This window comes from Ramlibacter agri (genome assembly GCF_012927085.1).
Lineage (GTDB): Bacteria > Pseudomonadota > Gammaproteobacteria > Burkholderiales > Burkholderiaceae_C > Ramlibacter > Ramlibacter agri.
The window spans coordinates 850,476-874,947 of the sequence record NZ_JABBFX010000003.1; the positions used below are offsets into that span (position 1 = coordinate 850,476).

The 24,472-nt window shown below is 69.1% G+C and carries 21 protein-coding genes; 10 read left to right on the top strand and 11 right to left on the bottom strand.

Annotated features, from left to right (window positions below):
- Positions 1-9: 9 nt before the first annotated feature.
- Positions 10-1,410, bottom strand: a complete 1,401-nt coding sequence (locus tag HHL11_RS28590; protein ID WP_169422316.1) for a basic amino acid/polyamine antiporter — start codon at positions 1,408-1,410, stop codon at positions 10-12.
- A 207-nt stretch (positions 1,411-1,617) separates the two neighbouring features.
- Here HHL11_RS28590 and HHL11_RS28595 point away from each other — a divergent pair, with 207 nt between their 5' ends.
- Positions 1,618-2,025, top strand: a complete 408-nt coding sequence (locus HHL11_RS28595) for a hypothetical protein (RefSeq protein WP_169422001.1) — start codon at positions 1,618-1,620, stop codon at positions 2,023-2,025.
- 20 nt (positions 2,026-2,045) lie between these two features.
- A complete protein-coding gene (locus HHL11_RS28600; RefSeq protein WP_169422002.1) occupies positions 2,046-2,891 on the top strand; it encodes a YihY/virulence factor BrkB family protein in 846 nt (281 codons plus the stop codon).
- Here HHL11_RS28600 and HHL11_RS28605 read toward each other — a convergent pair.
- The 4 genes from HHL11_RS28605 to HHL11_RS28620 all read right to left on the bottom strand — a co-directional run bounded on the left by HHL11_RS28605 (position 2,888) and on the right by HHL11_RS28620 (position 8,429).
- Positions 2,888-3,919, bottom strand: coding sequence for a lipoprotein N-acyltransferase Lnb domain-containing protein (locus HHL11_RS28605; RefSeq protein WP_169422003.1), 1,032 nt, complete (start codon positions 3,917-3,919; stop codon positions 2,888-2,890). The genes HHL11_RS28600 and HHL11_RS28605 overlap by 4 nt on opposite strands.
- Positions 3,920-4,262: 343 nt before the next feature.
- A complete protein-coding gene (locus HHL11_RS28610) occupies positions 4,263-5,936 on the bottom strand; it encodes an FAD-dependent oxidoreductase (RefSeq protein WP_169422004.1) in 1,674 nt (557 codons plus the stop codon).
- 2 nt (positions 5,937-5,938) lie between these two features.
- The gene (locus HHL11_RS28615) at positions 5,939-7,330 is read right to left on the bottom strand and encodes an FAD-containing oxidoreductase (protein ID WP_169422005.1); all 1,392 of its coding nucleotides are present in this window, start codon (positions 7,328-7,330) and stop codon (positions 5,939-5,941) included.
- A gap of 64 nt (positions 7,331-7,394) precedes the next feature.
- A complete protein-coding gene (locus HHL11_RS28620; protein WP_169422006.1) occupies positions 7,395-8,429 on the bottom strand; it encodes an NAD(P)H-dependent flavin oxidoreductase in 1,035 nt (344 codons plus the stop codon).
- 93 nt (positions 8,430-8,522) lie between these two features.
- Here HHL11_RS28620 and HHL11_RS28625 point away from each other — a divergent pair, with 93 nt between their 5' ends.
- Positions 8,523-9,053 (top strand): DUF4124 domain-containing protein, encoded by a 531-nt coding sequence (locus tag HHL11_RS28625; RefSeq protein WP_169422007.1) that lies wholly within the window; start codon positions 8,523-8,525, stop codon positions 9,051-9,053.
- Positions 9,054-9,125: 72 nt separating this feature from the next.
- Here HHL11_RS28625 and HHL11_RS28630 read toward each other — a convergent pair whose 3' ends face one another.
- On the bottom strand, positions 9,126-9,434 hold the full coding sequence (locus tag HHL11_RS28630; RefSeq protein ID WP_169422008.1) for a DciA family protein: 309 nt from the start codon (positions 9,432-9,434) through the stop codon (positions 9,126-9,128).
- A gap of 24 nt (positions 9,435-9,458) precedes the next feature.
- Between HHL11_RS28630 and HHL11_RS28635 the strand changes: the two genes are divergently transcribed.
- The 3 genes from HHL11_RS28635 (at position 9,459) to cqsA (ending at position 14,762) form a co-directional block, all read left to right on the top strand.
- Positions 9,459-10,427, top strand: a complete 969-nt coding sequence (locus HHL11_RS28635; RefSeq protein ID WP_169422009.1) for a M23 family metallopeptidase — start codon at positions 9,459-9,461, stop codon at positions 10,425-10,427.
- A gap of 189 nt (positions 10,428-10,616) precedes the next feature.
- The gene (gene secA / locus HHL11_RS28640) at positions 10,617-13,370 is read left to right on the top strand and encodes a preprotein translocase subunit SecA (RefSeq protein WP_169422010.1); all 2,754 of its coding nucleotides are present in this window, start codon (positions 10,617-10,619) and stop codon (positions 13,368-13,370) included.
- 153 nt (positions 13,371-13,523) lie between these two features.
- A complete protein-coding gene (cqsA, locus tag HHL11_RS28645; protein WP_169422011.1) occupies positions 13,524-14,762 on the top strand; it encodes an alpha-hydroxyketone-type quorum-sensing autoinducer synthase in 1,239 nt (412 codons plus the stop codon).
- A gap of 22 nt (positions 14,763-14,784) precedes the next feature.
- On the opposite strand, the gene HHL11_RS28650 is transcribed toward cqsA, so the two are convergent.
- Together HHL11_RS28650 and HHL11_RS28655 are read right to left on the bottom strand one after the other, a co-directional pair.
- Positions 14,785-15,765: a DNA-binding transcriptional response regulator gene (locus tag HHL11_RS28650; protein ID WP_205964676.1), complete on the bottom strand. Its 981-nt coding sequence runs from the start codon at positions 15,763-15,765 to the stop codon at positions 14,785-14,787.
- Positions 15,766-15,789: 24 nt separating this feature from the next.
- Entirely contained in the window at positions 15,790-17,103 is a 1,314-nt protein-coding gene (locus tag HHL11_RS28655) for a sensor histidine kinase (protein WP_240980452.1), read from the bottom strand.
- A gap of 54 nt (positions 17,104-17,157) precedes the next feature.
- Between HHL11_RS28655 and HHL11_RS28660 the strand changes: the two genes are divergently transcribed.
- From HHL11_RS28660 to HHL11_RS28670, 3 genes are read left to right on the top strand one after another with little or no spacing between them, the layout of a single operon-like run.
- On the top strand, positions 17,158-17,826 hold the full coding sequence (locus HHL11_RS28660) for a helix-turn-helix transcriptional regulator (RefSeq protein ID WP_169422013.1): 669 nt from the start codon (positions 17,158-17,160) through the stop codon (positions 17,824-17,826).
- Between the two features lie 38 nt (positions 17,827-17,864).
- The gene (locus tag HHL11_RS28665) at positions 17,865-18,794 is read left to right on the top strand and encodes a hypothetical protein (RefSeq protein WP_169422014.1); all 930 of its coding nucleotides are present in this window, start codon (positions 17,865-17,867) and stop codon (positions 18,792-18,794) included.
- Between the two features lie 10 nt (positions 18,795-18,804).
- Complete coding sequence (locus tag HHL11_RS28670) at positions 18,805-19,578, top strand: type III pantothenate kinase (RefSeq protein ID WP_169422015.1); 774 nt, start codon at positions 18,805-18,807, stop codon at positions 19,576-19,578.
- On the opposite strand, the gene HHL11_RS28675 is transcribed toward HHL11_RS28670, so the two are convergent.
- Together HHL11_RS28675 and HHL11_RS28680 are read right to left on the bottom strand one after the other, a co-directional pair.
- A complete protein-coding gene (locus HHL11_RS28675; RefSeq protein ID WP_169422016.1) occupies positions 19,575-20,675 on the bottom strand; it encodes a M14 family metallopeptidase in 1,101 nt (366 codons plus the stop codon). The genes HHL11_RS28670 and HHL11_RS28675 overlap by 4 nt on opposite strands.
- Positions 20,672-21,868 carry a M20 aminoacylase family protein gene (locus HHL11_RS28680; RefSeq protein WP_169422017.1) on the bottom strand — a complete coding sequence of 399 codons (1,197 nt, stop codon included), beginning with the start codon at positions 21,866-21,868 and terminating at the stop codon, positions 20,672-20,674. Before HHL11_RS28680 ends, HHL11_RS28675 begins: the two co-directional genes overlap by 4 nt.
- Positions 21,869-21,962: 94 nt before the next feature.
- Between HHL11_RS28680 and argE the strand changes: the two genes are divergently transcribed.
- Complete coding sequence (argE, locus tag HHL11_RS28685; protein WP_169422018.1) at positions 21,963-23,132, top strand: acetylornithine deacetylase; 1,170 nt, start codon at positions 21,963-21,965, stop codon at positions 23,130-23,132.
- A gap of 136 nt (positions 23,133-23,268) precedes the next feature.
- Here argE and HHL11_RS28690 read toward each other — a convergent pair whose 3' ends face one another.
- Positions 23,269-24,399 (bottom strand): ABC transporter substrate-binding protein, encoded by a 1,131-nt coding sequence (locus HHL11_RS28690; RefSeq protein WP_169422019.1) that lies wholly within the window; start codon positions 24,397-24,399, stop codon positions 23,269-23,271.
- Between the last annotated feature and the right edge of the window lie 73 nt (positions 24,400-24,472).

The window sequence follows — 24,472 nt, forward strand, 5'->3', positions numbered from 1 at the left end:
TTGGGTCGGTCAAAGCTGAATCCACCCCGTCACCAGGCCGTGCAGGCCGGCCAGGGCGCCGGCCACCAGGACCGCGAGGATGAGCCAGTCGGTCGGCCTGAAGACCGCTTCGCCGCGCTCGCGGCGGGCCCACAGGTACAGCAGGGTGCCGGGGGCGTAGAGCACGGCCGACAACACGATGTAGCGCACGCCGCCGGCCCACATCATGAAGAGCGTGTAGACCAGCGCGACCGCCGCGATGGCGATGTCCCGGCCGCGCTCCGCGGGCCGCAGCTCGTAGGTCTCGCCGCGCCGCGCGATCATGAAGCCGTAGGCGGCCACCAGTGCGTACGGAATCAGGTTCACCGAGCTGGTCAGGTTCAGCATCAGCGCGAAGGCATCGTTGGACCAGTAGGTGCTGATCACGAGCAGCTGCACGATGATGTTGGTGGCCCACAGCGCGGCGACCGGCACCTTGTTCCGGTTCTCGCGCGCGAACAGCGCCGGCATGTCCTTCGAGCGTGCCGCGGCGAAGCCGACTTCCGCGCAGATCAGTGACCAGGCGAGATAGGCGCCCAGCACCGAGATGATCAAGCCGGCGCTGACGAACACCGAGCCCCACGGGCCCACCACGGATTCCAGCACCTGCGCCATGGAGGGCTGGCGCATGCCGGCGATGTCGGCGCGCGGCAGCACGGCGTAAGGCAGCAGCGTGACTAACACCATCAGCGCCGTCACGCCGACGAAGCCGGTGATGGTGGCCACGCCGACGTCCGAACGCTCGCGCGCATAGCGCGAATAGACGCTGGCGCCTTCGATGCCGATGAACACGAACACCGTCACCAGCATGGTCGAGCGTACCTGCGCGAGGATGCCGCCGGTGAGGTCCGTGCCATACAGGTTGGCGCGGAACAGGTCCATGCGGAAGCCGACGACCAGCAGCACGATGAACACCAGGATCGGAATGATCTTGGCCACCGTCACGACGGTGTTGATGAAGGCCGCCTGCTGCACGCCGCGCAGGATGAGGATGTGGAACAGCCAGATGCTGACCGAGGCCAGCAGGATCGCCACCACCGTGTTGCCGTCGCCAAACACCGGGAAGAAGATGCCGAGCGTCGACTTGATCAGCACCCAGTAGGACACGTTGCCGATGCAGCTTCCCATCCAGTAGCCGAAGGCCGACAGGAAACCCGGGTAGTCGCCGAAGCCGGCCTTGGCATAGGCGAAGACGCCGGCGTCGAGGTGCGGCTTGCGCTCCGCGAGCACCTGGAACACGCGCGCCAGCATGTACATGCCGGTGCCCGCGATGGCCCACGCGATGACCGCGCCGATCGGCCCGGTCGCGCTGGCGAAGGTGCGTGGCAGGGAGAAGATGCCGGCGCCGACCATGCTGCCGACGACCATGGCCATCAGCTGCGGCCGCGACATGCGGACCGTCTGCTCGCCGGAGCTGGCCTGCTCTGGCGACTGCGACAGGACCGTGCCTTCTGCCGCGCTGCTGGTGTTTGCGCTCATGCGTCCTCCTGGGCCGGTGCCGGCCCCGCCGAGTGAGCGGGCAGGATAGGCCGGCACGCGAGCCCATGTCCAGAACGCGGAGATTGCGGTGGGCACGGTTCAGGTGGAAGATGCGCCGCCATGGCTTCCAGCAAGCAGCTCGTGCGCTACTTCAGTGCGACAGCGTCATGGATCGAGCGATTCCTGGCCGTCGTGACCCTCGTCGCGGTGCTGGTGTTCGCGTGGCGCAGCGCGCAGGTACTCGTCGTCATGGACTGGCAAGCCGCCGACACCTTCTACGAGCTGGTCTTCCGCGTGCTGCAGGTGGTGATCGGCGTGGAGCTCGCGCGCACGCTGGTCACGCACGACCTGCGCGCCATCCTCGAGCTGCTGGCTTTCGTCATCGCGCGCAAGATGCTCAAGCCCGACCTGGACGTGCTGGACATCCTCTGGAGCGTGCTGGCCTTCGTGGCGCTGCTGGCCGCGGGCCACTATTGGCCCTCCGGGACCTCGCCGGCCGACGGCGAGGAGACGGGGCGCTCGAGTTGACCCAGCCGCCCCCGGGTTTTATGCAACTCCTGCGCTCCACATGGCAGGAGTACGAGCGCGACTACGCGCGCTACTACGCAGCGGCGATGGTGTTCTATGCGCTCATCGCCCTGGTGCCATTGCTCTTGCTGCTGCTCGCGGGCCTCGGTTTCCTGCTGCGGCATTCCGACCTCGTGGCCGAGAGCGCGCGGCAGTTCCTGCAGGCGGTGGAGACCGGCTTCGGACCGCACCTGCGCGACACCGTCGAGCGCCTGTCGGAGCAGCTGCAGCAAGGCTCGGTCGTCGCCACCGCCATCAGCCTGGTCGGCCTGCTGGTGACCGGCTCCAAGCTGTTCCACCACCTGCGGATGATGTTCCGCGCGATCTGGAAGCACGAGTCGCCGCTCGCATCGGGCCCGATCATCACCATGGTGTGGCAGACCTTCCTGGAAAAGTCCAAGGCTTTCCTGGTGCTGCTGGCGAGCGGCCTGCTGCTGCTGCTGGCCTTCGTGCTCGATGGCGTGATGCATTGGGTGGCCGCGCGTACCAGCAGCGTGCCCTGGTTCGGCGAACCGGTGGCGACGGTGCTGGCCGTCGTGGTGCTGCTGGTGCTGGCGCCCCTGACCTTCGCGCTGCTGTTCCGCTACCTGCCGCCGGTGCGGCTGGCGTGGCGGCACGTGCGGCTGGCCGCGGCGATCTGCGGCGGCGCCTGGCTGATCGGCTTCGAGCTCTTCGCGCAATACGGCGCGCGCTTCGGCACGCAGTTCGGCGCCTACGGCGCGCTCGGCGGCGTGCTGGTGGCGATGCTGTGGATGAACGTCATCGCCCAGGTGATGTTCTTCGGCGCGGTGCTCTGCAAGGTCATCTCGCAACGCGACGGCGGCTAAGGGTTCGGGGCCAGGTCGCGCCGGATGCGCCGCGAGTAATCGGCCGCATCTTCGCCAGGCTGCACTTCTTCGCGCACCCGTGCGTGGGCGCGCAATTCGCGGAAGGGCAGGGCGGAGCCCAGGATGCCGGTGGCAAAGAGGTAGCGGTCCACCCAGCCGTTCAGGTAGTGCCGGATGTCGAAGCCCGAGGCCCAGCCGATCGAACGCGCATAGCGCAGCACGTTGAGCGTGCAGTTGCTTTTCAGCAGCGAATACCACTCCGGGTGGTCGGCGAGTTCGTTGATCCGCTGCGTGTAGACGAGGAACAGCCGCCGCACCCCTTCGGCGTCGGCCCGGATCGGGTACAGGAACACCGCCTCGCCGCGCTGCTTCACCCGCGAGCCGACCAGGTCGCGTTCCTCGCCGACGACGTAGATCAGCTCGAACTGCTTGAACATCGAAGCGATCGGGTTGTAACCTTCGTCGTATTCGGGCCGGGCCTCGATGGAGATCGACAGCGGTTCGGCGTTGTCGAAATTGAAGCTGAGGAAGGTGTGGGCCACCGGGCCGTCGTCCGTCCCCCAGTAGGAGATCAGCAAGTCCACCGACGCGAGGTGCGAAAGCTGGACCTCGCGCTCCAGGTAGCGCACGGTGAAGTCGTCCCGCGTCGCGCCGAAGCTGAAGTCGCGCACGCCAGCGATGCGCACGCGGTCACCGGAGACGAAGGCGCGCGGTGTCACCGCGACGTCCGGCCGCCAGGTGCGCGTGTTCGACGGCGGAATCGAGATCTCCCAGATGACGACGGCCAGGAACAGCACGGCGAAGGCCAGGCGCGGCCCGCGGCGGCGGGCGAGCCGCAGCGACCAGAAGCTGAAACCGGCAAATGCCACCGCCAGCGCAATCCGGGCCCAGGGCCAGGGCAGGTTGGAGTAGTAGATGGCGAGCGTCGCCCACAGCGCGCAGGCGAAAGCGACGAGGAACAGCAGGACGCGCCAGAGGCCGCGGAAGATGGAAGCGACGCGGCTGCGCGGTCGGGGCTGCGGCGTCATCGGCAGGTCTCCTCCATGCGGATGGCCCATTCTAGGAGTGAGGCTGGCTTGCCGCGCCACGCATCCCTCGTTCCGCGTCCGGGTATCCCTGGCTGCGGCCGGTTGCGCTGCGGCGGCCTTTCGCGCCAAATGGCGGCCGAAGTTCCAACCTGGACGGAGGAGTTTCCATGCCAATCGGATTGCCCGTGTTCACGCTGGTCCACGTCGCGTCGCCTTCTACGTGAAGCGGCTTGCGGGCCGCTGGCGCGAGGTCTTCGTGATCGGCTCGGTGCTTGCGCTGTACCTGAACGTGTTCGTGCTGCTCGCGCAGCGAGATACCGATCGGCGCGGCCCCTTCTTCAGCCTAGCGCGCGGCGCGTCCCGCCAGGTAGCCGTGGATCTGCGCCACCACGGCGGCGCCTTCGCCGATGCCGGCGCCGACGCGCTTGACCGAGCCGGCGCGCACGTCGCCGATCGCGAACACGCCCGGCACGCTGGTCTGCAGCGGCAGGGCGCGGTCCTGCCCCGTGCGCACGAAACCCTTGTCGTCGAGCGCGACCTTGCAATCCTGCAGCCAGTCGGTGCTGGGATCGGCGCCGAGGAAGAGGAACACGTGGCGCACGCGCCGCGTGTCCGCGCTGCGCGGCTCGTGGCAACGCCAGGTCACTTCGGTCACGCCCGATTCGCGGCTGCCCGCGAGACCCGAGATCTCGGAGCGCGTCCGCAGCTCGATGTTCGGAGTGGCGGTGATCCGCTCGATGAGGTAGCTCGACATGCTGGCCGCGAGCGCCGGCCCGCGCACCAGCATCCACACCTTGCTGGCGTGGCCCGCCAGGAAGACGGCGGCTTGACCGGCGGAATTGCCGCCACCCACGACCACCACTTCCTCGCCGGCGCACATCTTCGCCTCGACCGGCGAAGCCCAGTACCAGACGCCGCGGCCTTCCATCTGCTGCAGGTTGCCGCATTCCGGGCGCCGGTAGCGCGCGCCGGACGCGATGACGACGGTGCGGGCCCGCGCCGTGCGGCCGTCGCCCAGTTGCAGCAGCATCGGTTCGCCGCGCTCCGACGGCTCGCAATCGAAACCCGTCACGCGCTCCGGGATCAGCATGCGCGCGCCGAACTTCAGCGCCTGCGTGTAGGCCCGGCCGGCGAGGGCCTGGCCCGAGATGCCGGTCGGGAAGCCCAGGTAGTTCTCGATGCGCGCGCTGGCGCCGGCCTGGCCTCCGAAGGCGCGCGAGTCGACGACCACCACCGACAGCCCTTCGGAGCTCGCGTACACCGCCGTCGCCAGGCCCGCGGGGCCGGCGCCCGCGATCGCGACGTCGTACACCGCGTCGATCGCGCCGGTGTCCAGCATGCCGATGCAGCGCGCCAGTTCGGTTTCGGACGGGTTGCGCAGCACGTTGCCGTCGGTGCAGACCACCAGCGGCAGTTGCTGCGGCTCGGGCGCGTAGCGGCTGATGAAGGCCTGCGCGTCGCTGTCCGAGGCCGGGTCGAGCAGGTGGTAGGGAACGCCGTTGCGCGCGAGGAAGTTCCGCAGCCGCGCGACGTCGTGCAGTTCGGCCGAGCCGATCAGCACCGGGCCGCCGGCCCCGGATTCGATCAAGGCCACGCGGCGCAGGATCAGGGCGCGCATCAGCTTCTCGCCGAGTGCCGCTTCGGCGATCAGCACCGCATGCAGGCGCTCGCTGGAAAACTCCAGCGTCTGCGTTTCCCCGACCGCCCTGCCGTCGATGAGCGAAGGCCGCGCCGAGAGCTGGCCCAGTTCGGCGGAGAAGCTGCCGGACCGGTGCTCCACCACCGGGAAATCCTGGCCATGGCTGTCGCGTCCGACGATGCGGATCGCGCCCGAGAGCACCAGGTAGGCGCCCGCGCTCACCTTGCCGGTGCGGTAGACCTGCTCGCCATCCGCGAAACGCCGCGGCTTGCCGAAGCGGTGCAGGTGCGCGATTTCATCCGCGGCCAGGATGGGAAACATCTGCGCGTGCCGCGCTTCGAGGGTCGCGGGCTGCGGCCCGGGCTCCAACGTGGGCATGATTACTCCAGGGGCTTGAGCTCGCCCAGGACGGTGGGCAGGAGCTCGCTGACGGTCGGATGGATCTGCACCGATCGCTGCAGCACGCTGATCGGCGCCTTGGCATACATCAGCGTGCTCAGGGCGGCGATCGCTTCGTCGGCCTCGACTCCGAGCAGCGTCGCGCCGACCAGCTGCTTCGATTCGGCGTCGACCAGCACGCGCAGGAAGCCGTACTCCTCGCCTTTCTCCACCGCGCGGCTGACGCGCCGCATCGGGCGCTCGCCGATCAATGTGGGCCGCTTGCTGTCCTTTGCCTGCTGCACGCTGAGGCCCACGCGCGCCAGTGGCGGATCGGTGAACAGCGCATAGGTGAGGATGCGGTCGCTGACGCGCCGCCGGTTCTGGTTGGCGAGGCCATCCAGCAGGTTGGCGGCGACGATCTCGTAGTCGTTCCAGGTGGTGTGGGTGAAGGCGCCGCGGCCGTTGCATTCGCCCAGCGCCCAGATCCCGGGCACCGAAGTTTCGAGGAAGTCGTTCACCTCGATGAAGCCGCGCGCGTCGGTCTTCACGCCCGCCGTGTCGAGGCCCAGGTCGTCGGTGTTGGGCCGGCGGCCGGTGGCGACCAGCACGTGCGAGCACAGCGCCTCGGGCTCGTCGTCGCCGCAGCGCGCCCGTGCGCGGATTTGCTGGCCCTCCATCCGGAAGGCCATGCATTCGCTGCCCACCCGCAGGTCGACGCCTTCGCCGGCCAGCAGGTCATGCACGGCCTGCGAGACGTCCGGGTCCTCGCGCGAGATCACGCGCGCGGCGCGCTCGAACACCGTCACCTGCGCGCCGAAGCGGCGGAACATCTGCGCGAACTCGAGCCCGACGTAGCTGCCGCCCACCACCAGCAGGTGCTCGGGCAATTCCTTCAAGGCCAGCAGCGAGGAATTGGTGAGCAGGGGCACGTCGGCTATGCCCTGCATGGGCGCGATGGCCGCGCGGCCGCCTACGTCCAGGAAGATGCGATCGCTTTCCAGTTCGCGCTGGCCCACGCGCACGCGCTGGGGCCCGTCCAGGCGCGCGTGGCCGTGGACGACGGTGGTGTCCTTGAGGCCGCGGACCCAGCACTCCACGTTGGCCGCGGAGCTGCCGGCGATGCGGTCCTTGCGCGCCATCACGGAGGGGAAGTCCACGCTGACCGGCCCGCCGATGGTGATGCCGAAATCGGCCGCCCGCCTGGCCTGGTGCGCGACGCGCGCGCTGGCGACCAGCGCCTTGGTCGGCGTGCAGCCGGTATTGACGCAGGTGCCCCCGAACAGGTGGCGCTCCACCAGGGCCACGTGCCAGCCGGCGCCCGACAGGCGCGCGGCCAGGGCCGGGCCGGCCTGGCCCGCACCGATGATGATGGCGTCGAAGTGCTCCGGCATGGTGGACTCCTTGCGCGGGTGGAAACGATGGTACGGCGGCGGCCGTCCCCGTGGGGAAGGCCGATCAGCGGCCGGCGAGAGCGCGCGTCAGCTGCGCGGCCGGGATCTCCTGGCAGCCGCTGCGGTTCTGGCCCGACCACAGCGGCGAGAAGTCGCCGGAGCCGCGCTTTTCCGCCGCGGCGCGCAAGGGCGCGAGCGCCGGCGTGGCGCGCGGGAAAGGTGGTGCCTTCGGGCTCAGCGGGCCGAGTTCGCGGATGACGCGGTTGACGATGCCGCGCGCTGGCCGGCCGGTGAACACGTTGGTGACGGCCGTGGCCGGCGCGAGCGTGTTCTTCAGCGCGGCGCGATGCACGCTGCTGGTGGTGGCTTCCGGGCACAGCAGGTAGGCCGTGCCGACCTGCGCGCCGGCGGCGCCAAGCGCGCGCGCCGCGGCGACGCCCGCCGCATCGGCGATGCCGCCGGCGGCGATCACCGGCACGCGCACCGCGCGCACCACCTGCGGCACCAGTGCGAAGGTCCCGAGCTGGGCGCCGAGATCGTCGCCAAGGAAGATGCCGCGATGGCCGCCGGCCTCCCAGCCTTGCGCCACGATCGCATCGACGCCGCGTTCTGCCAGCCATACGGCTTCCTGCACGGTGGTCGCGCAGGCGAGCACCTTCGCGCCCCAGGCGCGCACGCGCTGCAGCAGCTCCGGCGCAGGCAGGCCGAAATGGAAGCTGACCACCGGCGGCCGCAGCGCTTCCAGCACCTCCGCGGCGGCGGCGTTGAACGGCGTGCGCCCGGGGCCGGAGGCGGTGGGGCCCTCCGGGATCTCCAGCTCACGGTAATACGGTTGCAGCGCCTCGCGCCAGGCCGCATCCACCGCCGCGTCGGGCGCGGCTTCCGTGTGGGTGAAGAAGTTGACGTTGAAGGGGCGGTCCGTCGCGGCGCGGATCGCGGCGATCTCGCTGCGGATCGCGTCCGGGCCCAGCATGGCGCAGGGCAGGGAGCCCAGGCCGCCGGCGCCGGACACGGCTGCGGCCAGCGCGCTCCCTTGCACGCCCGCCATGGGCGCCTGGATGATGGGCAATTCGATGCCGAGCAGGTTCTCGAGGCTCATGAACTTCTCCTTCAGGGGCGGCCGACACTGTAGCAAGCGGGGGCATCCGCTGTCCGGCCCCGCGCATCCCTACACTGCCGCCAAGGAGGTGTCATGCACTACTTCCTCGGGGCCGTCCTGTTCCTGTCGCTCGTTTCGGCGAACGCCCAGGTGTTCCGCTGCACTTCGCCCGGCGGCAAGGTCGAGTACTCGGACGCGCCCTGCGCGCCGGGCAGCAAGGACGCCCACCAGGTCGCGCCCAAGGCGACGGTCGACCCGGCCGCCCTCCAGCAGGAAAACCAGCGGCTACGGATGCAGGTGCTCGAAGAGGAGAACCGCCGGCTGAAATCGGAAGTGGCCGCGGCCCGCAACGCCGCTGCGGCCCCTGCGCCGGCCGGCCCTGTCGTCGGGCGGACCGCCGCCGACATCCAGGCCGACCGCGCCGACTCCTTTGCCTGCCGCCAGGCAAAGCGCGACTACGAATTCGCGCTCAGTTCGATCGGCGGGCGCAGCACGGTGCCGGCGGCCAAGGCCGCCATGTACAGCGCCTGCGGACTGCAGCCGCCCAGCGAAACCACCGTCGAAGTCCGCGACCGCCGCTCCAGCACCTGCGTGCGCGTGGGCGGCATCTTCCAGTGCCACTGACGCGGCCAGAACGGAGAGTTACCTGTGTAGCCGGACGACCGGGCGGGCCGGCTGGACGGACGGCGCCCGCGCTTACTTTCCGCCACTTCCCACCTTGAGGCGGATTGCGCTAACCTGCCACCCTCGGCTGTTGAGCTTGGCCTGCAGGACAGGCAGCAATTGACGGAGCTTCGCAGCCGCGGCGTTGCCTTCGACCAGAAGACACCAGGTGGTCCCCTCGATGGGACCGGGACGGACCAGGGCACGCAGGGGGGCAGGAATCAGGGGCTGGATGGCCTGGAGGCGTTCGCCGGACTCGCGCGCAAGCTGCGTGAGCCGGGCGAGGGTCGGCGATTCCTGGGCAGCCACGTGCGCGGATACCGGTGCGTGGCGGCGATTCATGCGTCGTTGAGGAGGAAAAGAAAAATGCATTTCATTATCACGGATGCCTCCCTGGCCCGGAGCCGGGCGATCCACCTGAGCGGCACCAAGCTGGTGCTGGCGCTCGTGGGCCTGTCGCTGGTGATGATGCTGTTGGCCGCCGGCCTGTACCACTACGTGTTCCTCAAGGGCGCGCGCGAGCGCTGGCCGGTGGTGGGCGCGCTGGTGCGCCTGGTCGTGGCGGACGAATTCGAGCAGCGCGACCGCTTCATGCGCGAGAACCTGGACGCCATGGCGCGCCGCCTGGGCGACATGCAGGCGAAGATGCTGCAGCTGGAAGCCCTGCGCGACCGCGTCTCGGGCCTGGCCGGCATCAACCCGAACGACCTCAAGGTGGCCGGCTCCGGCCGCGGCGGCGCCCTGGTGGAAGGCCACGCGATGTCGATGCAGGAACTGCAGAAGACGCTGGACGACCTCGAGAAACTGACCGGCGAGCACCAGGACCTGTTGACGGTGATGGAGTCGCGCCTGATCGACCAGCGCCTCAAGACCATGATGCTGCCCACCCAGCACCCGGTGAACGGGCCCCTGGGTTCGCCCTTCGGCTGGCGCATCGACCCCTTCAACGGCCACTCCGCCCTGCACACCGGCCTGGATTTCCAGGCGGTCGTGGGCACCCCCATCCAGGCCGCCGCCGGCGGCGTGGTGGTGGCGGCCGAAGTGCACCACGAATACGGCAACATGATCGAGATCGACCACGGCAACAACCTGATCACCCGCTACGCCCATGCCTCGAAGCTGCTGGTGAAGAAGGGCGACCTGGTCCGGCGCGGCCAGAACATCGCCCTGGTCGGCACCACCGGCCGCTCCACCGGCCCGCACCTGCATTTCGAGGTGCTGGTCCAGGGCGTGCCGCAGGACCCGATGAAGTTCCTGAACGCCGGCCGCAACGCCGCGCCGGCGGCCGTTGCCGCCCTGGCGACCGACGTGGCCGCGCCCCGCGCCGTCCACTGATTTGTCCGACTGGAACGTAGGCGGGCGCCGCTTCCGCGGACCCGTCCTGCCCACCTTTCCCCTGCACAGGTAAAATCCCTGGCTTCGCCACCCTTGCGTTCTGCCTGGGCGGCGCCAACTGGATCCTGCTGAACACAACAAGAGGATTGCCCTGACCCGGCCCTTCGCGGCTGCGGCGGAACCGCGTTCATGGCCACCAACTTCCTGACCAAAATCTTCGGCTCCCGTAACGACCGGCTGCTCAAGCAGTACCGCAAAGTCGTGGAGCAAATCAACGGCCTCGAGGCCGGGACGGAAAAGCTGTCCGACGAGCAGCTGCAGGCAAAGACGCAGGAATTCCGCGCCCGCCTTGCAGAGGGCGAGACGCTGGACCAACTGCTGCCCGAGGCCTTCGCCGTCGTGCGTGAAGGCTCCAAGCGCGTCATGAAGATGCGCCACTTCGACGTGCAGCTGATGGGCGGCCTCGCGCTGCACCAGGGCAAGATCGCCGAAATGCGCACCGGCGAGGGCAAGACCCTCACCGCCACGCTGCCCGTGTACCTGAACGCCCTCTCGGGCAAGGGGGTGCACGTCGTGACGGTCAACGATTACCTGGCCAATCGCGACGCCCAGTGGATGGGCCGGCTGTACAACTTCCTGGGCCTGTCGGTGGGCATCAACCTGCCGCAGATGCCGCGCGAGGAGAAGCAGGCCGCCTACCGTGCCGACATCACCTACGGCACCAACAACGAGTACGGCTTCGACTACCTGCGCGACAACATGGTGTACGAGGTCGCGGACCGCGTGCAGCGCGTCCTGAACTATGCGATCGTCGACGAAGTGGACTCGATCCTGATCGACGAAGCGCGCACGCCGCTGATCATCAGCGGCCAGGCCGAAGACCACACGGATCTGTATCAGGCGATCAAGAAGGTCGTGCCGCTGCTGGTCAAGCAGGAAGGCGAAGCCGACCCGCGCACCGGCGAAGGCGTCACCAAGCCGGGCGACTTCACGGTGGACGAGAAGGCCCACCAGGTCTTCCTGACCGAAGCCGGCCACGAGAAGGCCGAACGCGTGCTGTTCAACCTGGGGCTGATCCCCGAGGGCGCCACGCTGTACGACCCGGCGAACATCTCGCTGATGCACCACCTGAACGCGGCGCTGCGTGCGCAGCACCTGTACCACCGCGACCAGCATTACGTGGTGCAGGACGGCGAGGTCATCATCGTCGACGAATTCACCGGCCGCCTGATGGCGGGCCGGCGCTGGAGCGACGGCCTGCACCAGGCCGTGGAAGCCAAGGAAGGCGCGCAGATCCAGCCCGAGAACCAGACGCTGGCCTCGATCACCTTCCAGAACTACTTCCGCCTGTACGGCAAGCTGTCCGGCATGACCGGCACGGCCGACACCGAAGCCTACGAATTCCAGGAGATCTACGGCCTGGAGACGGTGGTGATCCCGCCCAACCGCATCAGCAAGCGCGACGACCAGCTCGATCGCGTCTACAAGACGGGGCGCGAGAAGTACGAAGCGGCCATCAAGGACATCCGCGAGTGCTACGACCGCGGCCAGCCGGTGCTGGTGGGCACGACCTCGATCGAGAACTCCGAAATCATCTCGGACCTGCTGAAGGCGGCGAACCTGGAGCACCAGGTGCTCAACGCCAAGCAGCACGCCCGCGAAGCCGACATCGTGGCGCAGGCCGGCCGGTCGAAGATGATCACCATCGCCACCAACATGGCCGGCCGCGGCACGGACATCGTGCTGGGCGGCAACGTGGAGAAGGCCGTCGAGGCGGTGGAAGCCGACGAGTCGCTGGACGAAGCCACCAAGCAGGCCCGCGCCGCCGAACTGCGCGCGCAGTGGCAGGTGGACCACGACCACGTGGTCAAGCAGGGCGGCCTGCGCATCATCGCCACCGAGCGGCACGAAAGCCGCCGCATCGACAACCAGCTGCGCGGCCGCTCGGGCCGCCAGGGCGACCCCGGCTCCTCGCGCTTCTACCTGTCGCTGGACGACCCGCTGATGCGCATCTTCGCGGGCGACCGCGTGCGCGCCATCATGGAGCGCCTGAAGATGCCCGATGGCGAGGCCATCGAAGCCGGCATCGTCACCCGCTCCATCGAGAGCGCGCAGCGCAAGGTTGAAGGCCGCAACTTCGACATCCGCAAGCAGCTGCTGGAATACGACGACGTCGCCAACGACCAGCGCAAGGTGATCTACCAGCAGCGCAACGACATCCTCGACGCCAAGGACCTCGGCGCCCAGATCGCGGCGCTGCGCGAAGGCTGCTTCACCGACATCGTCCACCAGTACGTGCCGCCGGAGTCGGTGGAGGAGCAGTGGGACCTGCCGGCCCTGGAGACGACGTTGCGCGACGACTGGGGCATCGAGCTCGGGCTGAAGAAGGAAGTGGAATCCTCTTCCTCCATCACCGACGAGGACCTCGCCGAGCGCGTGATCGCCGCGGCGCACGCCGCCTTCAAGGCGAAGGTGGACCTGGTCGGCGAGGAGAACTTCACCCAGTTCGAGCGCATGGTGCTGCTGCAAAGCATCGACTCGCACTGGCGCGAGCATCTGGCCGCGCTGGACTACCTGCGCCAGGGCATCCACCTGCGCGGCTACGCGCAGAAGCAGCCCAAGCAGGAATACAAGCGCGAGGCCTTCGAGCTGTTCGGGCAGATGCTCGATGCGGTGAAGAACGAGGTCTCCAAGATCCTGATGACGGTGAAGATCCAGTCCGCCGAGCAGCTGGAGACGGCTGCCGAGGACATGGAAGAACGCGCCGAGAACATCGCCAACGTCACCTACACCGCTCCCACCGAGACCGGCGAGGTGCAGAGCGTGGTCGACGAGACCACCGCCGCGGTGGCCGTCGCCGACCTGCCGCGGGTGGGCCGCAACGACCCCTGCCCCTGCGGCAGCGGCAAGAAGTACAAGGCCTGCCACGGCCGCCTGACCTGATGGCCGGTAGCACCCGGCCGATTGTCGGTCGGGTGCAGGCGCGCTGACACAATCGGTAAGTCTCTGTAACTACCCTGTCAGCTCTGACAGGGGTTGCAACGGCTGGCGTTGCTTTGGCAACTCCAATGGACCCTTCGAACAGAAGAGCAGTCCATGGAAGTCCTCACGCGCCCCACCAGCGGTACCCCTCAAACGAAGGTCGAACCCGGCCTGTCCGCGCACCTGCGCCGGCGCATCGCCACCACTTTCCAGTCCCGCTGGGAAAACGAGTGGGGCAAGCGCTTCGTCACCCACGGCAGCGAGCCCGGCCCCAACGCCGTCCGCCTGGATGGCAACGACTACCTCTCGGTCACCGGCCACGCCGCGATCGTGCAGGCGCAGCTGGACGCCTTGCGGCGCAACCGCGATTTCATCGTGCAGTCGGGCGTGTTCCAGCTCGATGGCAGCCCCAGTTCGCGCTTCGAGGGCGCGCTGGCGGACTTCGTCGGCAAGGAAAGCGCGCTGCTGTGCCAGTCCGGCTACACCGCCAACCTGGGGCTGATCCAGGTGGTCGCGGACCCGGAGACGCCCTGTTACGTCGACAGCCTGGCCCACATGTCGCTGTGGGAAGGCGTGCGGTCGGCTGGCGCGCCGGCGGTGTCCTTCCGCCATAACGACCCCGAGCACCTCGATCGCATGATCCGCCGCGACGGCCGGCCGGGCCTGGTGATCGTCGACTCCGTCTACAGCACCACCGGTGCGCTCTGCCCGCTGGAACGGATCGTGGAAGTGGCGGAGCGCCACGGCTGCATGGTCCTGGTCGACGAATCGCATTCACTCGGCACGCATGGCCCCGAGGGCCGTGGCCTGTGTGCGGAGCTGGGGCTCACGCATCGCGTCCACTTCATCACGGCCAGCCTGGCCAAGGCCTTTGCCGGCCGCGCGGGCTTCTTCACGCTGCCGGACGAACTGCGGCCCTACCTCATGTGCCACAGCTATCCGAGCATCTTCAGCTCCTGCCTGCTGCCGCACGAACTGGCGGGCCTGGCGGCGACGCTGGAAGTGGTGCGCGCCAGCGACGCGGAGCGCGCGCGGCTGCGCGCCAACACGCTGCGCATGCGGCGGGCCTTGGAGGACGCGGGCTACCCCATCGCGCACGGCAGCGAGCAGATCATCGGCCTGGAAGCCGGGCCCGAGGCGGACACCTTGGCACTGCGCGATCGCATGGAGGAGCGCGGCGTGTTCGGTGCCGTGTTCTGCGCACCGGCGACCAGCCGCAACCGCTCGATGCTGCGGCTGACGCTCAATGCGTCATTGACCGACGCGGAGATGCAGCACGTGGAGTCCGTGGCGCGCGAACTGGCGCCGGTGGTGAAGCCGTGGGAGTGGGCGATCGCGCGGCGGTTGAAGTAGGGGGTGCAGCTTGCTGCGCACCCTACTCCTGAACGTGGCGTTTGGGCTGGCGTGACAGCCAGCGGCTGTAGCTGTTGTTCGGGTCCGGCCCGCTCGGGGCCTCCACCGGGAACAGCGCGCCGAGCAGGGCGCCGGCGCCTTCACCGACCGGGAAGCTGGGGACCAGCGAGACCGGTTGCGACGAGGACAGCGCGGTCCGCAGCTCCATGTCGGCCAGCTTCTGGCCGCTGCGGATTTCTTCCACCGCGGCCGGCGGCACGCCCGCTGCTTCGGCCACTTCCGCCAGCGTGCGCAGGCCTTCGCGCGTTTCCAGCTGCAGCCAGCTGATCTTGCCGTTGGCGTCCATGCCCAGCACGCCGAAGGGCTCGCCGATGGCGACGTGCTCCACGAAATGCTTGGCGCAGAAGGCCGACAGCCAGTCGCCCACGCCGGGCGTGCGCAGCAGCGCGTTCTGCTCCGGCTTCAAGGTGACGCGCCAGGTCTGCGCATGGCGTGCGTGCGACGTGAACAGCAGGCGCTCGACGGCCTCGATGAGGCGGCGCGAGATGTCCGGCGTCTGCTTGGGGATGAACTGGTCGATGAGCCCGCGGTTGAAGGCCCGCACCGCCACCTGCTCGTCGGCCTGGCCGGTGAGGAGCACGCGCGCGCCGGGCCAGTCGCCGAGTTCGGCCAGTGCCTGCAGGCCGTCCATGCCAGGCATGGAGAAGTCGACCACGCACACGCGCGAGAGCATGTAGCGCTCGGTGTACTTGGACCAGTAGCCCAGGATCTGCGGGATCAGCGGCTTGCCCTCGCGCCAGTGCTCAATGAGCTGCTGCTGGTTCCAGGCGTCCGCCTCCCAGAACGGCGGCTCCTGCAGCAGGTAGGCGATGCAGTCCGCCGGCCGCAGGAACAGCTTGAGGTGCCAGTGCCGGGGCAGCACCAGGGCGAGCATCTCCAGGTAGTCCGGATCGTCGTCCAGGAACACCACGGTGCCGGGGCGGTGGAAGAGAGGGAAGGTCATGGGCGGGGCGCAGGGCTCATTGTGCTACGCCAGCGGTAGTTCGACCGTGAACATCGCGCCCTTGTGTGGGGCGGATTTCACGCGAATGGAGCCGCTGGCTGCCTGCACCACGCGTTGGCAGAAGGCCAGCCCCAGGCCGTGGCCGGTGCCGCGGTCCGTGGAAAAGAAGGGCTGGAAGATGTTTGCCTGCAGGTCTGCGTCCATGCCGACGCCATTGTCGGTGAAGACGATGCGCCCCCGGTTGGACTGGGCGCCGACCTCGATCAGCAGGTCGCCGGGGCGGATGGCAGTGGAGGCCGCCGCCAGCGAGCGCAGCGCATTCTTCACCAGGTTGGCGATCACCTGCTGGAACAGCGAGCGCGAGCCGCGGAAGCGGAAGTCGGAGTGCACGCGCACCACCACGCTCTCGCGCTCGCGGCTGCTGCGGAAGGGATAGTCCGCCAGCGCGTCGTGCACCAGGTCCGACGCGCCGACCAGCTCCGTGTGGATCGGCAGGCGCATCAGCCGCGCGTTGGTGATCTGCATGTCGATCTGGTGGTTCATGTTGCGCACCAGGCCGGTGAGGCGCTGCGACAGCATCTCGACCCGCGCCGCGTCCATCTCGTCGCGCGTCTCGTTGCGCAGCGCCTCGCCGATCAACTGCATGGTGGCCAGCGGCGTGCGCAGTTCGTGCGCCATGATGCCCATCGTCCCCAGCGTGTAAGTGAGCTGCTCGCGCCGCAGGTTGGACGAGGACAGGCCCAGCACGATGCCCATGAACCAGCAGAAGGACAGCACGATCGCGTTGGTGAGGGCGAGCTCGAGCGGGATGGCGGGCGAGTCCGGGAACAGGACGTTGAACATCGCCCAGGCCACCGCCAGCGCGCTGAAGCTGCCCACGGTGGCCAGCCGCCAGTCCGTGAGGTGGTAGTAGATCAGCACCGCCGCCCCCAGGCTGGCCAGCCAGACCGCGTTGCCGCCGTTGCAGAAATACATCCACGAGAAAAACCAGGGCAGGGTGATCCAGAAGATGAGCGAGAAAGTCGCCGCGGCCAGCCGGCTGGGCGGCCGGGCAGTGATGCCCGGGATGACCAGCAGGCTCAGGCCGAAGGCCGACATCAGCAGGCGCAGCACCAGGTTCTCGTAAGGCTGGGGCAGCCATTCCGTCCAGATCAGCCAGAACAGCGGGTGGCCCATGAGCGTCGAGATGCCCAGGGCGCGGATGCGCCAGGTCGAGGGATGCAGGATCGGCTCGACCAGCGACCGCTTGAACTCCGTGGAAACCCAGGACCGCACCCGCTGGAGGCCGGCCCGGTACAGCGCGCGGGGCGAAGCGGGAAGGGTGGGGGGCCGGCGCAAGTCCTCTCTCATCGGTATCGGTGATATTGTCACAGGCCGGCAACTGCGAGTGGTATGGGGATCCCTGTTAACTTTGACAGCGTCAGCCTCGATGGCGTCCTCAGCGACTGGGTGGCTGCGCTGCGCGAATTTTCAGTCGAGGCCGTGGTCATCCTCGGCCCCGATCCCTTTGGCGGCAACGAGGACCGACAGGTGGTCGCCGTGCACCCCCCGGTGGTCGCGGAGGCCGCCAATGCGCTGGCCGAGAGCCGTGACTTCGGCGCCCGCTGGCGCGACTCCGACGCGCCCCTGGTGGCCTGGCAGACCATCGCGCGCTCCGACCCGATGCATTCCAGCCGCTGGCGGATGTTGTGGCTGGCCCACGGTTACCAGACCCTGGTGCGGGTGGAGTTCTCGCTGCCGGCCGGCCGCGCCTTCGAATGCTTCATGTTCAGCCCGCGCGAGCTGACCGACCGCGCGGACGCTGCGGCGATGGCCTGGTCGGCCCTGAACATCTGGCCGCTCGTGAAGCGCTCCATCGCCCAGGCCCGGTCCACCCTGAGCCGGCGCGAGCGCGAATGCCTGGAGCTGGCTTTCGAAGGCCTGACGGCACGCGAGAGTTCACAGCGCCTGCAGTGCAGCGAGCGCACGGTGAACTACCACATCGCCAATGCGATGAACAAGCTGAGGGTGGACAACAAGATGGCCGCGATCCAGCGCGCCTGCTTCCTCGGCGCGATTTAGGCTTTGCCCTGCTCGACGGCGTCGTTACCATTGCGGCCATGGAAGACGACGACCGCACCGCCTCCCTCATGACGCCGGCCAGGCTGGCGCAGTTGCAGGAAAGGCCCAAGCAGGCCGCCAGTCCGGCGGCCTGGCTCGACCAGCTGGCCACCGACGCCGGCAGTGGCCACGTGCGGCGCCTGCTGGACCTGCGCAAGACGCTGGAAGCCCAGGTGCGCGAGCGCGGCTACGCCGGCGTCCGGCAGGCGCTGGAAGCGCTGGAGGTCCAGGTCAGCCAGCTCGATTTCTCGCTCCTGGAACGCAAGGGCTGGCTGGCGCGCGCCACCGGCAAGGGCAAGCAGGAAGCGGCGGGCTTCGTGGCCCAGGCCGGGCGCATCCAGCGGGCCGGCGAGGACCTGCAGGACGAGGCCAAGGCGCTGGCCAAGCGGCTGCAGGCGCAGGCCGGCGCCGGCGACCGCGTGCTGCTGGAGTTCGACGTCGAGACCAAGGCGATCGAGAAGATCGTCGAGCAGGGCGCCCGCTGGCTGCAGGACATGCGCAACCAGCTCAAGGTTCGCGAGGCCGCCGGCGGCGACGCGGCGGCGCTGAAGGCCATGCAGGAAGACTCGGCCCGCTGCGAGCTGCTGGTGGGGCGCCTGAAGGTGCTGCGCGGCGCCACTTCGGCGGCTCACCAGGCCGCCGAACGCTGCCGCGCGGCCGGCGACGACCGGGCGGCCCTGCTGGAGCGCCTGCAGCAGCTGCTGCAGGACGAATGCACCGCCTGGCAACAGGCCGCGGGGCCCATCACCGAAGCGGCGCGTGCCGGCGGCGTCGCTGGCGCGGACGTGGAGGCCGCGCAGCGCGCCGGGGTGGATCTGCAGTCTGCCTTGCGGCAGGCGGTGGAGGATTGCGACCAGCTGGCGTCGTGCGAAGAGGCTCTGGCCGGCGAGATCGCAGCCGTGCAGGAGCCGCTGCAGGCCGCGGCCTGAGGCCGCCGCCATGAGCTTCCTCGCCATCGACATCGGCAACACGCGCCTGAAGTGGGCGCTGTACCCGCAGGCCGAGCCCGGCGCGCAGGCGCTGGCCCACGGGGCGGAGTTCCTGGAGAACGTCGACAAGCTCGCCGACGGGCCCTGGGCCGACCTGCCCAAGCCGGACTTCATGCTGGGTTGCTGCGTGGCCGGCGACCAGGTGCGGCGCCGCGCCGAGGAGCAGATGGAGGAGTTGTGGGACGTGCCGGCCGCCTGGGTGGTGGCCAGCAGCCAGGAAGCCGGCGTCTCCAACGGCTACGACCACCCCACGCGCCTGGGCGCGGACCGCTGGGTGGCCATGATCGGCGCGCGCCACCGCATGCTGGCCGAGGGGCCGGCGCGGCCGCTGGTGGTGGTCCTGATCGGGACGGCGGTGACGGTGGAAGCGGTCGATGCGCAAGGCCGCTTCCTGGGCGGCTTCATCCTGCCGGGGCACGGCATCATGCTGCGCGCGCTGGAAAGCGGCACCGCCGGCCTGCACGTGCCGACCGGCGAAGTGCGCGAATTCCCGACCAACACCAGCGACGCGCTCACCAGTGGCGGCACCTTCGCCATCGCCGGCGCGATCGAGCGCATGGTGCAGCACGTGCGCCGCCATTGCGGCGCCGAGCCGGCGCGCATCATGACCGGCGGCGCCGGCTGGAAGATGGCCCCGCACATGGGGCTGGACTTCGAACTGGTGGAAAGCCTGGTGTTCGACGGGCTGCTGGTGATCGCGCAGGAGCGGCGCCGCTCGCCCTAGGGCGCCAAGCCGTCGACGGCCTGCACCAGCGCCTCGCGGCCCTGCGCGAGGATCTGCTCGCGCCACAGGTCGGTGTCCGTGTAGAACGAGTCGAAGACCCGCTTGCGCACGGCGTCGGCCAGCGCCTGCGGCGCGTCGGAGTGCCGGCGCAGCCATTGCTCGCCGCGCAGCGCCTGCAGGCCTTCCAGCACCGGCACGGTGCCGTATTCCATCGCCAGGCCCGTGTATTCGGCCTGCGGGCACTCGTCGTAGAAGGCGTTGAACATCAGCCCCGTGAGGAAGGGCGAGGTCGACGAGCCGTCGTAGATCGAGGTCACCGGCGTGCGGCCGCCGCCGTCCCACCAGGCCCGCGCGCGCTCCAGCGTGGCTGCATCATCGCGCGCCGCGAAGATGCGTTCACCGACGCCGGTGGGCCCCAGGCCCGTGTGGATGTCGATCCAGGCGATCTGCGCCGCGTGGCGGCCGTGTGCCCGCAGCACTTCGCGGAAAGTGCGGTTGCTCCAGGTGGGCGCCTGGCCGCCGAAGAACAGGCCGTTGCTGAACTCGTACTGGCCGCCGCTCACGGCCGCCTGGTAGCGCTTGGGGCCGCCGTTGGCAATGTAGGCCTGGATGCCGGCGGTGTTCTCCGCGGTCGGCGGCCATTGCTCCGGGATCAGCAGGTCGTGCAGCTCGCGGTAGCCGGCGTTCACCGGCAGGGGCTGGCCGAAGTCGTGGAAATTGCGATTGAGGTCGACGTTCTCCTGCGTCGCCCGGCCGAAGTACGAGAAGCCGAAGGGATTGAGCGCGTGCACGTACAGCACGGCCACGCCAGCCTCCTGCGCGCGCCGGCGGAACTCCTCGTCGCGCAGCGCCGCCACCTGCACGCCGCTGCCGCAGAACCCTTCGACGCCATGGCAGGCGCTGGTCAGCACCAGCAGCTTGGCCGCATCGGGATGGCCGTCGCGGGCCACGTCCATCGCCAGCTGCTCGCCCTGCAGCCCGGGCTCGGGGCAGGGCTTGGACTCCACCGCCAGGCCGGCGGCGTCGGCGGCTTGCAGGAACTTCTGGCGAGCCTCGGCGTAAGTGGGGGCGAAGCAGTCGTTGGCTGCCGCGCTCATGCTTTTTCTTTCGCCAGCCAGGCTTCGGCCAGGCGCACCCAGTAGGTCGCGCCCAGCGGGATCAGGTCGTCGTTGAAGTCGTAGCTGGGGTTGTGCAGCATGCAGGGGCCGGCGCCGTGGCCCATCTCGCGATGGCGGCCGTCGCCGTTGGAGATGAAGCAATAGGCGCCCGGCTTGGCCTGCAGCATGAAGGCGAAGTCTTCCGCGCCCATGGTGGGTTCCTGGTCCAGCACGTTCTGCGGGCCGACGACGGATTCCATCACCTGGCGGGCGAACTCCGCTTTGGCCTTCGAGTTGATCGTCGGCGGGTAGTTGCGGTGGAACGCGAACTCCACCTTGCAGTCGTGCGCCGCGCCCACGTGCTCGGCGATCTGCTGCATGCGCTTCTCGATCAGGTCCTGCACAGCGACGGAGAAGGTGCGCACGGTGCCTTGCAGCTCGCAGCTGTCGGGGATGACGTTGGTGGCTTCGCCGGCGTGGATCATCGTCACCGAGATCACGGCGGCTTCGATCGGCTTGGTGTTGCGGCTGACGATGGTCTGGAAGGCCTGCACCATCTGGCAGGCCACCGGCACCGGGTCGACGCCCAGGTGCGGCATGGCGCCGTGGCCGCCCTTGCCGCGGATGACGATCTTGAATTCGGCGGTGGACGCCATCACCGGCCCGGGGCTGACGGCGAACTGGCCGACCTGGCCGCCCGGCCAGTTGTGCATGCCGAACACGGCTTCCATGGGGAACTGCTCGAACAGGCCGTCGCGGATCATCTCGCGAGCGCCGCCGCCGCCTTCCTCGGCTGGCTGGAAGATCAGGTAGACGGTGCCGTCGAAATTGCGGTTCTTCGCGAAATGCTGCGCCGCGGCCAGCAGCATGGCGACGTGGCCGTCGTGGCCGCACGCGTGCATCTTGCCGGTGTGCTGGCTGGCGTGGGCGAAGGTGTTGAACTCCTGCATGGGCAGGGCGTCCATGTCGGCGCGCAGGCCCACGGCGCGCGTGGACGTGCCGTTCTTCAGGATGCCGACCACGCCGGTCTTGCCCAGGCCCCGGTGCACCGGGATGCCCCATTCGGCGAGCTTGGCGGCGATGACGTCGGCGGTGCGCACCTCTTCGAAGCACAGTTCGGGGTGGGCATGGATGTCGCGGCGCACGGCGGCGATGGACGCGGCCTGCGTGACGATGGAGTCGAGGAGCTGCATGGCAGGACGGGGTTCGTTGGTACTGCTTGGGACCGGCCAGTCTACCCGCACCCTAGGGAAGCTGCCTATCCGGGATATCCGCCAAAATGGCTGGATGGCCCAACCCGTCCTCTCGCCGCGCGCGCTGGAACTCGCCCAGGCGCTGGTGCGCTTCAACACCGTCAGCGCCAATTCCAACCTCGAACTGATCCACTTCATCCGCGACGAACTGGCGCGGATGGGCGTGAAGAGCCGGCTGAGCTTCAACGCGGAGAAGACCAAGGCCAACCTGTTCGCGACGCTGGGCGAGGGCAAGCCGGCCGGCTTGATCCTTTCGGGCCATACCGACACGGTGCCCTGGGATGGCCAGGCCTGGACCGTCGACCCGCTGGGCGCGGTGGTGAAGGACGGGCGCCTGTACGGCCGCGGCTCGGCGGACATGAAAAGCTTCATCGCGCTGGCCGTGGCCCATGCCGAAGCCTTCCTGGACAGCCCGGCGCCCTTCGCCATCCACTATGCCTTCAGCTACGAGGAGGAGATCGGCTGCTTCGGCGTGCGCGAACTGATCGCCGACATGCGCGATGCCGGGATCCAGCCGCTGGCCTGCATCGTGGGCGAGCCCACCAGCATGGTGCCGGCCATCGCGCACAAGGGCGTGTACCGCTACCGCTGCTGCGTGCGCGGCAAGGAAGCGCATTCCTCGCTGACGCCGATGTCGGTGAATGCGATCGAGATGGCGGCCCGCGTGGTCGGCCGGGTTCGTGACATGGCGGACGGCTTCGAGCGCGAAGAGCCGCGCTACGCCGGCTTCGACGTGCCGTTCTCCACGGCCAGCGTCGGCCAGTTCCACGGCGGCATCGCCGACAACGTGGTGCCGCGCGACGCCGAGTTCCGCTATGAATTCCGCGACCTGCCCACCGCCGATGCGCGCGCGATGCAGGAGCAGGTGGTGGCCTATGCCCGCTCGCTGGAGCCGGCGATGAAGAAGGTGGCGCCGGGCACGGGCTTCTCCTTCGACACCATCTGCGAGATCCCCAGCTTCCTGGGCTCGGCGCAGGACGACGTGACGCGGCTGGCCATGCGCTTGGCGGGCGAGCCGCAGACCACCAACGTGGCCTTCGGCACCGAAGCCGGCCTCTTCAAGCAGGCCGGTATCCGCACCGTGGTCTGCGGCCCGGGCAGCATCAACCAGGCCCACCAGCCCGACGAATACGTGAGCCTGGAGCAGCTGGCGCGCTGCGAGGCTTTCATGCAAGGGCTGGCGGGGATCCGCTCGCTGGACTGACAAGAACTGCCGAACTTCCGGGACGCAAAAGACGCAAAAGCGACGCAAAGGACGCAAAAGAAACCTTCGATGGATGTTCTTTTGCGTCCTTTGCGAACCTTCGCGCCCTTTGCGTCCGGAAGTCCTGTCTCCAGACTCAGGTCCGCACGCGCCCGTCCGCCGTCAGCATCGACAGTTCCACGAAGCTCGATGCGACGTGGTCGGTGCTGGAGAAGCTGGTGCTGAAGCCGCCGTAGTCGCGGCTGCCGAGTGCTTCCAGGCCGGCCACGAGGCCTTCGCGCGTGGGCTTGGCGGGGCCGTGCTTCAGGCCGTCGACCAGCAGGCGTGCGGCCAGCCAGCCTTCCATGCTGGAGAAGTTGGCCTGGTGCGGGCCGCCGGCCTTCTTCACGGCTTCGGCGAATTCGCGCGTGATCGGCCGCGCCGGGTTGTAGGGTGAGGGCACGACCTGCGACACCACCACGCCGGCGGCGTCCTTGCCCAGTTCGTCGGCCAGCGCCTGCGTGCCGACGAAGGACACGTTGTAGAAGGTGCCGCCGTAGCCGGCGGCGCGCGCGGCGCGGATGAAGGCGGCGCAGGACTTGTACGCGCTGATTTGCACGATGGCGTCCGGCGCGGCGGCCAGCAGCGCCTTCACCGCCGGCGCCACGTTGACGCTGTTGCGCGCCACGGTGGCGCGCGCCACCGGCTGCAGCTTGTGCGCGGCCAGCGCCAGTTCCATGCCGTCGAGGCCGGCCTTGCCGTAGGCGTCGTCCTGGTAGAACACGCCGATCTTCTGCAGGCCCACGTTGGTGAGCTGCTTGACGATCAGCGCGGTCTCGTCGTTGTAGGAGGCGCGCAGGTGGAACACGAGGCGGTTGAAGGGATCGCGCAGCGACATGGCGCCGGTGAAGGGCGCGATGAAGGGCGCTTTCGCCGCCGTGGCCAGCGGCAGCGCCGCCAGCGAGGTCGGCGTGCCGATGTAACCGAACAGGGCGATCGGGTCCTGGGCCAGCAGCTTGCGCGTGTTGTCGGCGCAGCGGTCCGGTTCGTAGCCGTCGTCCAGGTGCACCAGTTCCACCGGCATCTTGTGCACGCCGCCCTGGGCATTGACCTGGTCCAGGTACAGCTGGGCGCCCTGGTTGAACTGGATGCCCAGCTGGGCGGCGGGGCCGCTGAAGGGCGCGGACTGGGCGAGCAGGATGCGATCGGGCTGGGCGCGCAGCACGGGCGCGGCCAGCAGGGCCGCGGCGCCGGCCGCGCCACGGGTGAAGTTACGGCGGGTGAGCATCGCCCGGATTGTTCCGATCGGCTCTTACGCTTCCCTGTCGCCTCTCGTACCCATGAGAAATTCATCGCATGTG

Bases quoted from the DNA above. Each gene is read 5' to 3' on its own strand.
- HHL11_RS28590 (WP_169422316.1), bottom strand. From the start codon at position 1,410: ATGTCGCGGCCGCAGCTGATGGCCATGGTCGTCGGCAGCATGGTCGGC.
- HHL11_RS28595 (WP_169422001.1), top strand. From the start codon at position 1,618: ATGGCTTCCAGCAAGCAGCTCGTGCGCTACTTCAGTGCGACAGCGTCA.
- HHL11_RS28600 (WP_169422002.1), top strand. From the start codon at position 2,046: ATGCAACTCCTGCGCTCCACATGGCAGGAGTACGAGCGCGACTACGCG.
- HHL11_RS28605 (WP_169422003.1), bottom strand. From the start codon at position 3,919: ATGACGCCGCAGCCCCGACCGCGCAGCCGCGTCGCTTCCATCTTCCGC.
- HHL11_RS28610 (WP_169422004.1), bottom strand. From the start codon at position 5,936: ATGCCCACGTTGGAGCCCGGGCCGCAGCCCGCGACCCTCGAAGCGCGG.
- HHL11_RS28615 (WP_169422005.1), bottom strand. From the start codon at position 7,330: ATGCCGGAGCACTTCGACGCCATCATCATCGGTGCGGGCCAGGCCGGC.
- HHL11_RS28620 (WP_169422006.1), bottom strand. From the start codon at position 8,429: ATGAGCCTCGAGAACCTGCTCGGCATCGAATTGCCCATCATCCAGGCG.
- HHL11_RS28625 (WP_169422007.1), top strand. From the start codon at position 8,523: ATGCACTACTTCCTCGGGGCCGTCCTGTTCCTGTCGCTCGTTTCGGCG.
- HHL11_RS28630 (WP_169422008.1), bottom strand. From the start codon at position 9,434: ATGAATCGCCGCCACGCACCGGTATCCGCGCACGTGGCTGCCCAGGAA.
- HHL11_RS28635 (WP_169422009.1), top strand. From the start codon at position 9,459: ATGCATTTCATTATCACGGATGCCTCCCTGGCCCGGAGCCGGGCGATC.
- secA (WP_169422010.1), top strand. From the start codon at position 10,617: ATGGCCACCAACTTCCTGACCAAAATCTTCGGCTCCCGTAACGACCGG.
- cqsA (WP_169422011.1), top strand. From the start codon at position 13,524: ATGGAAGTCCTCACGCGCCCCACCAGCGGTACCCCTCAAACGAAGGTC.
- HHL11_RS28650 (WP_205964676.1), bottom strand. From the start codon at position 15,765: ATGACCTTCCCTCTCTTCCACCGCCCCGGCACCGTGGTGTTCCTGGAC.
- HHL11_RS28660 (WP_169422013.1), top strand. From the start codon at position 17,158: ATGGGGATCCCTGTTAACTTTGACAGCGTCAGCCTCGATGGCGTCCTC.
- HHL11_RS28665 (WP_169422014.1), top strand. From the start codon at position 17,865: ATGGAAGACGACGACCGCACCGCCTCCCTCATGACGCCGGCCAGGCTG.
- HHL11_RS28670 (WP_169422015.1), top strand. From the start codon at position 18,805: ATGAGCTTCCTCGCCATCGACATCGGCAACACGCGCCTGAAGTGGGCG.
- HHL11_RS28675 (WP_169422016.1), bottom strand. From the start codon at position 20,675: ATGAGCGCGGCAGCCAACGACTGCTTCGCCCCCACTTACGCCGAGGCT.
- HHL11_RS28680 (WP_169422017.1), bottom strand. From the start codon at position 21,868: ATGCAGCTCCTCGACTCCATCGTCACGCAGGCCGCGTCCATCGCCGCC.
- argE (WP_169422018.1), top strand. From the start codon at position 21,963: ATGGCCCAACCCGTCCTCTCGCCGCGCGCGCTGGAACTCGCCCAGGCG.
- HHL11_RS28690 (WP_169422019.1), bottom strand. From the start codon at position 24,399: ATGCTCACCCGCCGTAACTTCACCCGTGGCGCGGCCGGCGCCGCGGCC.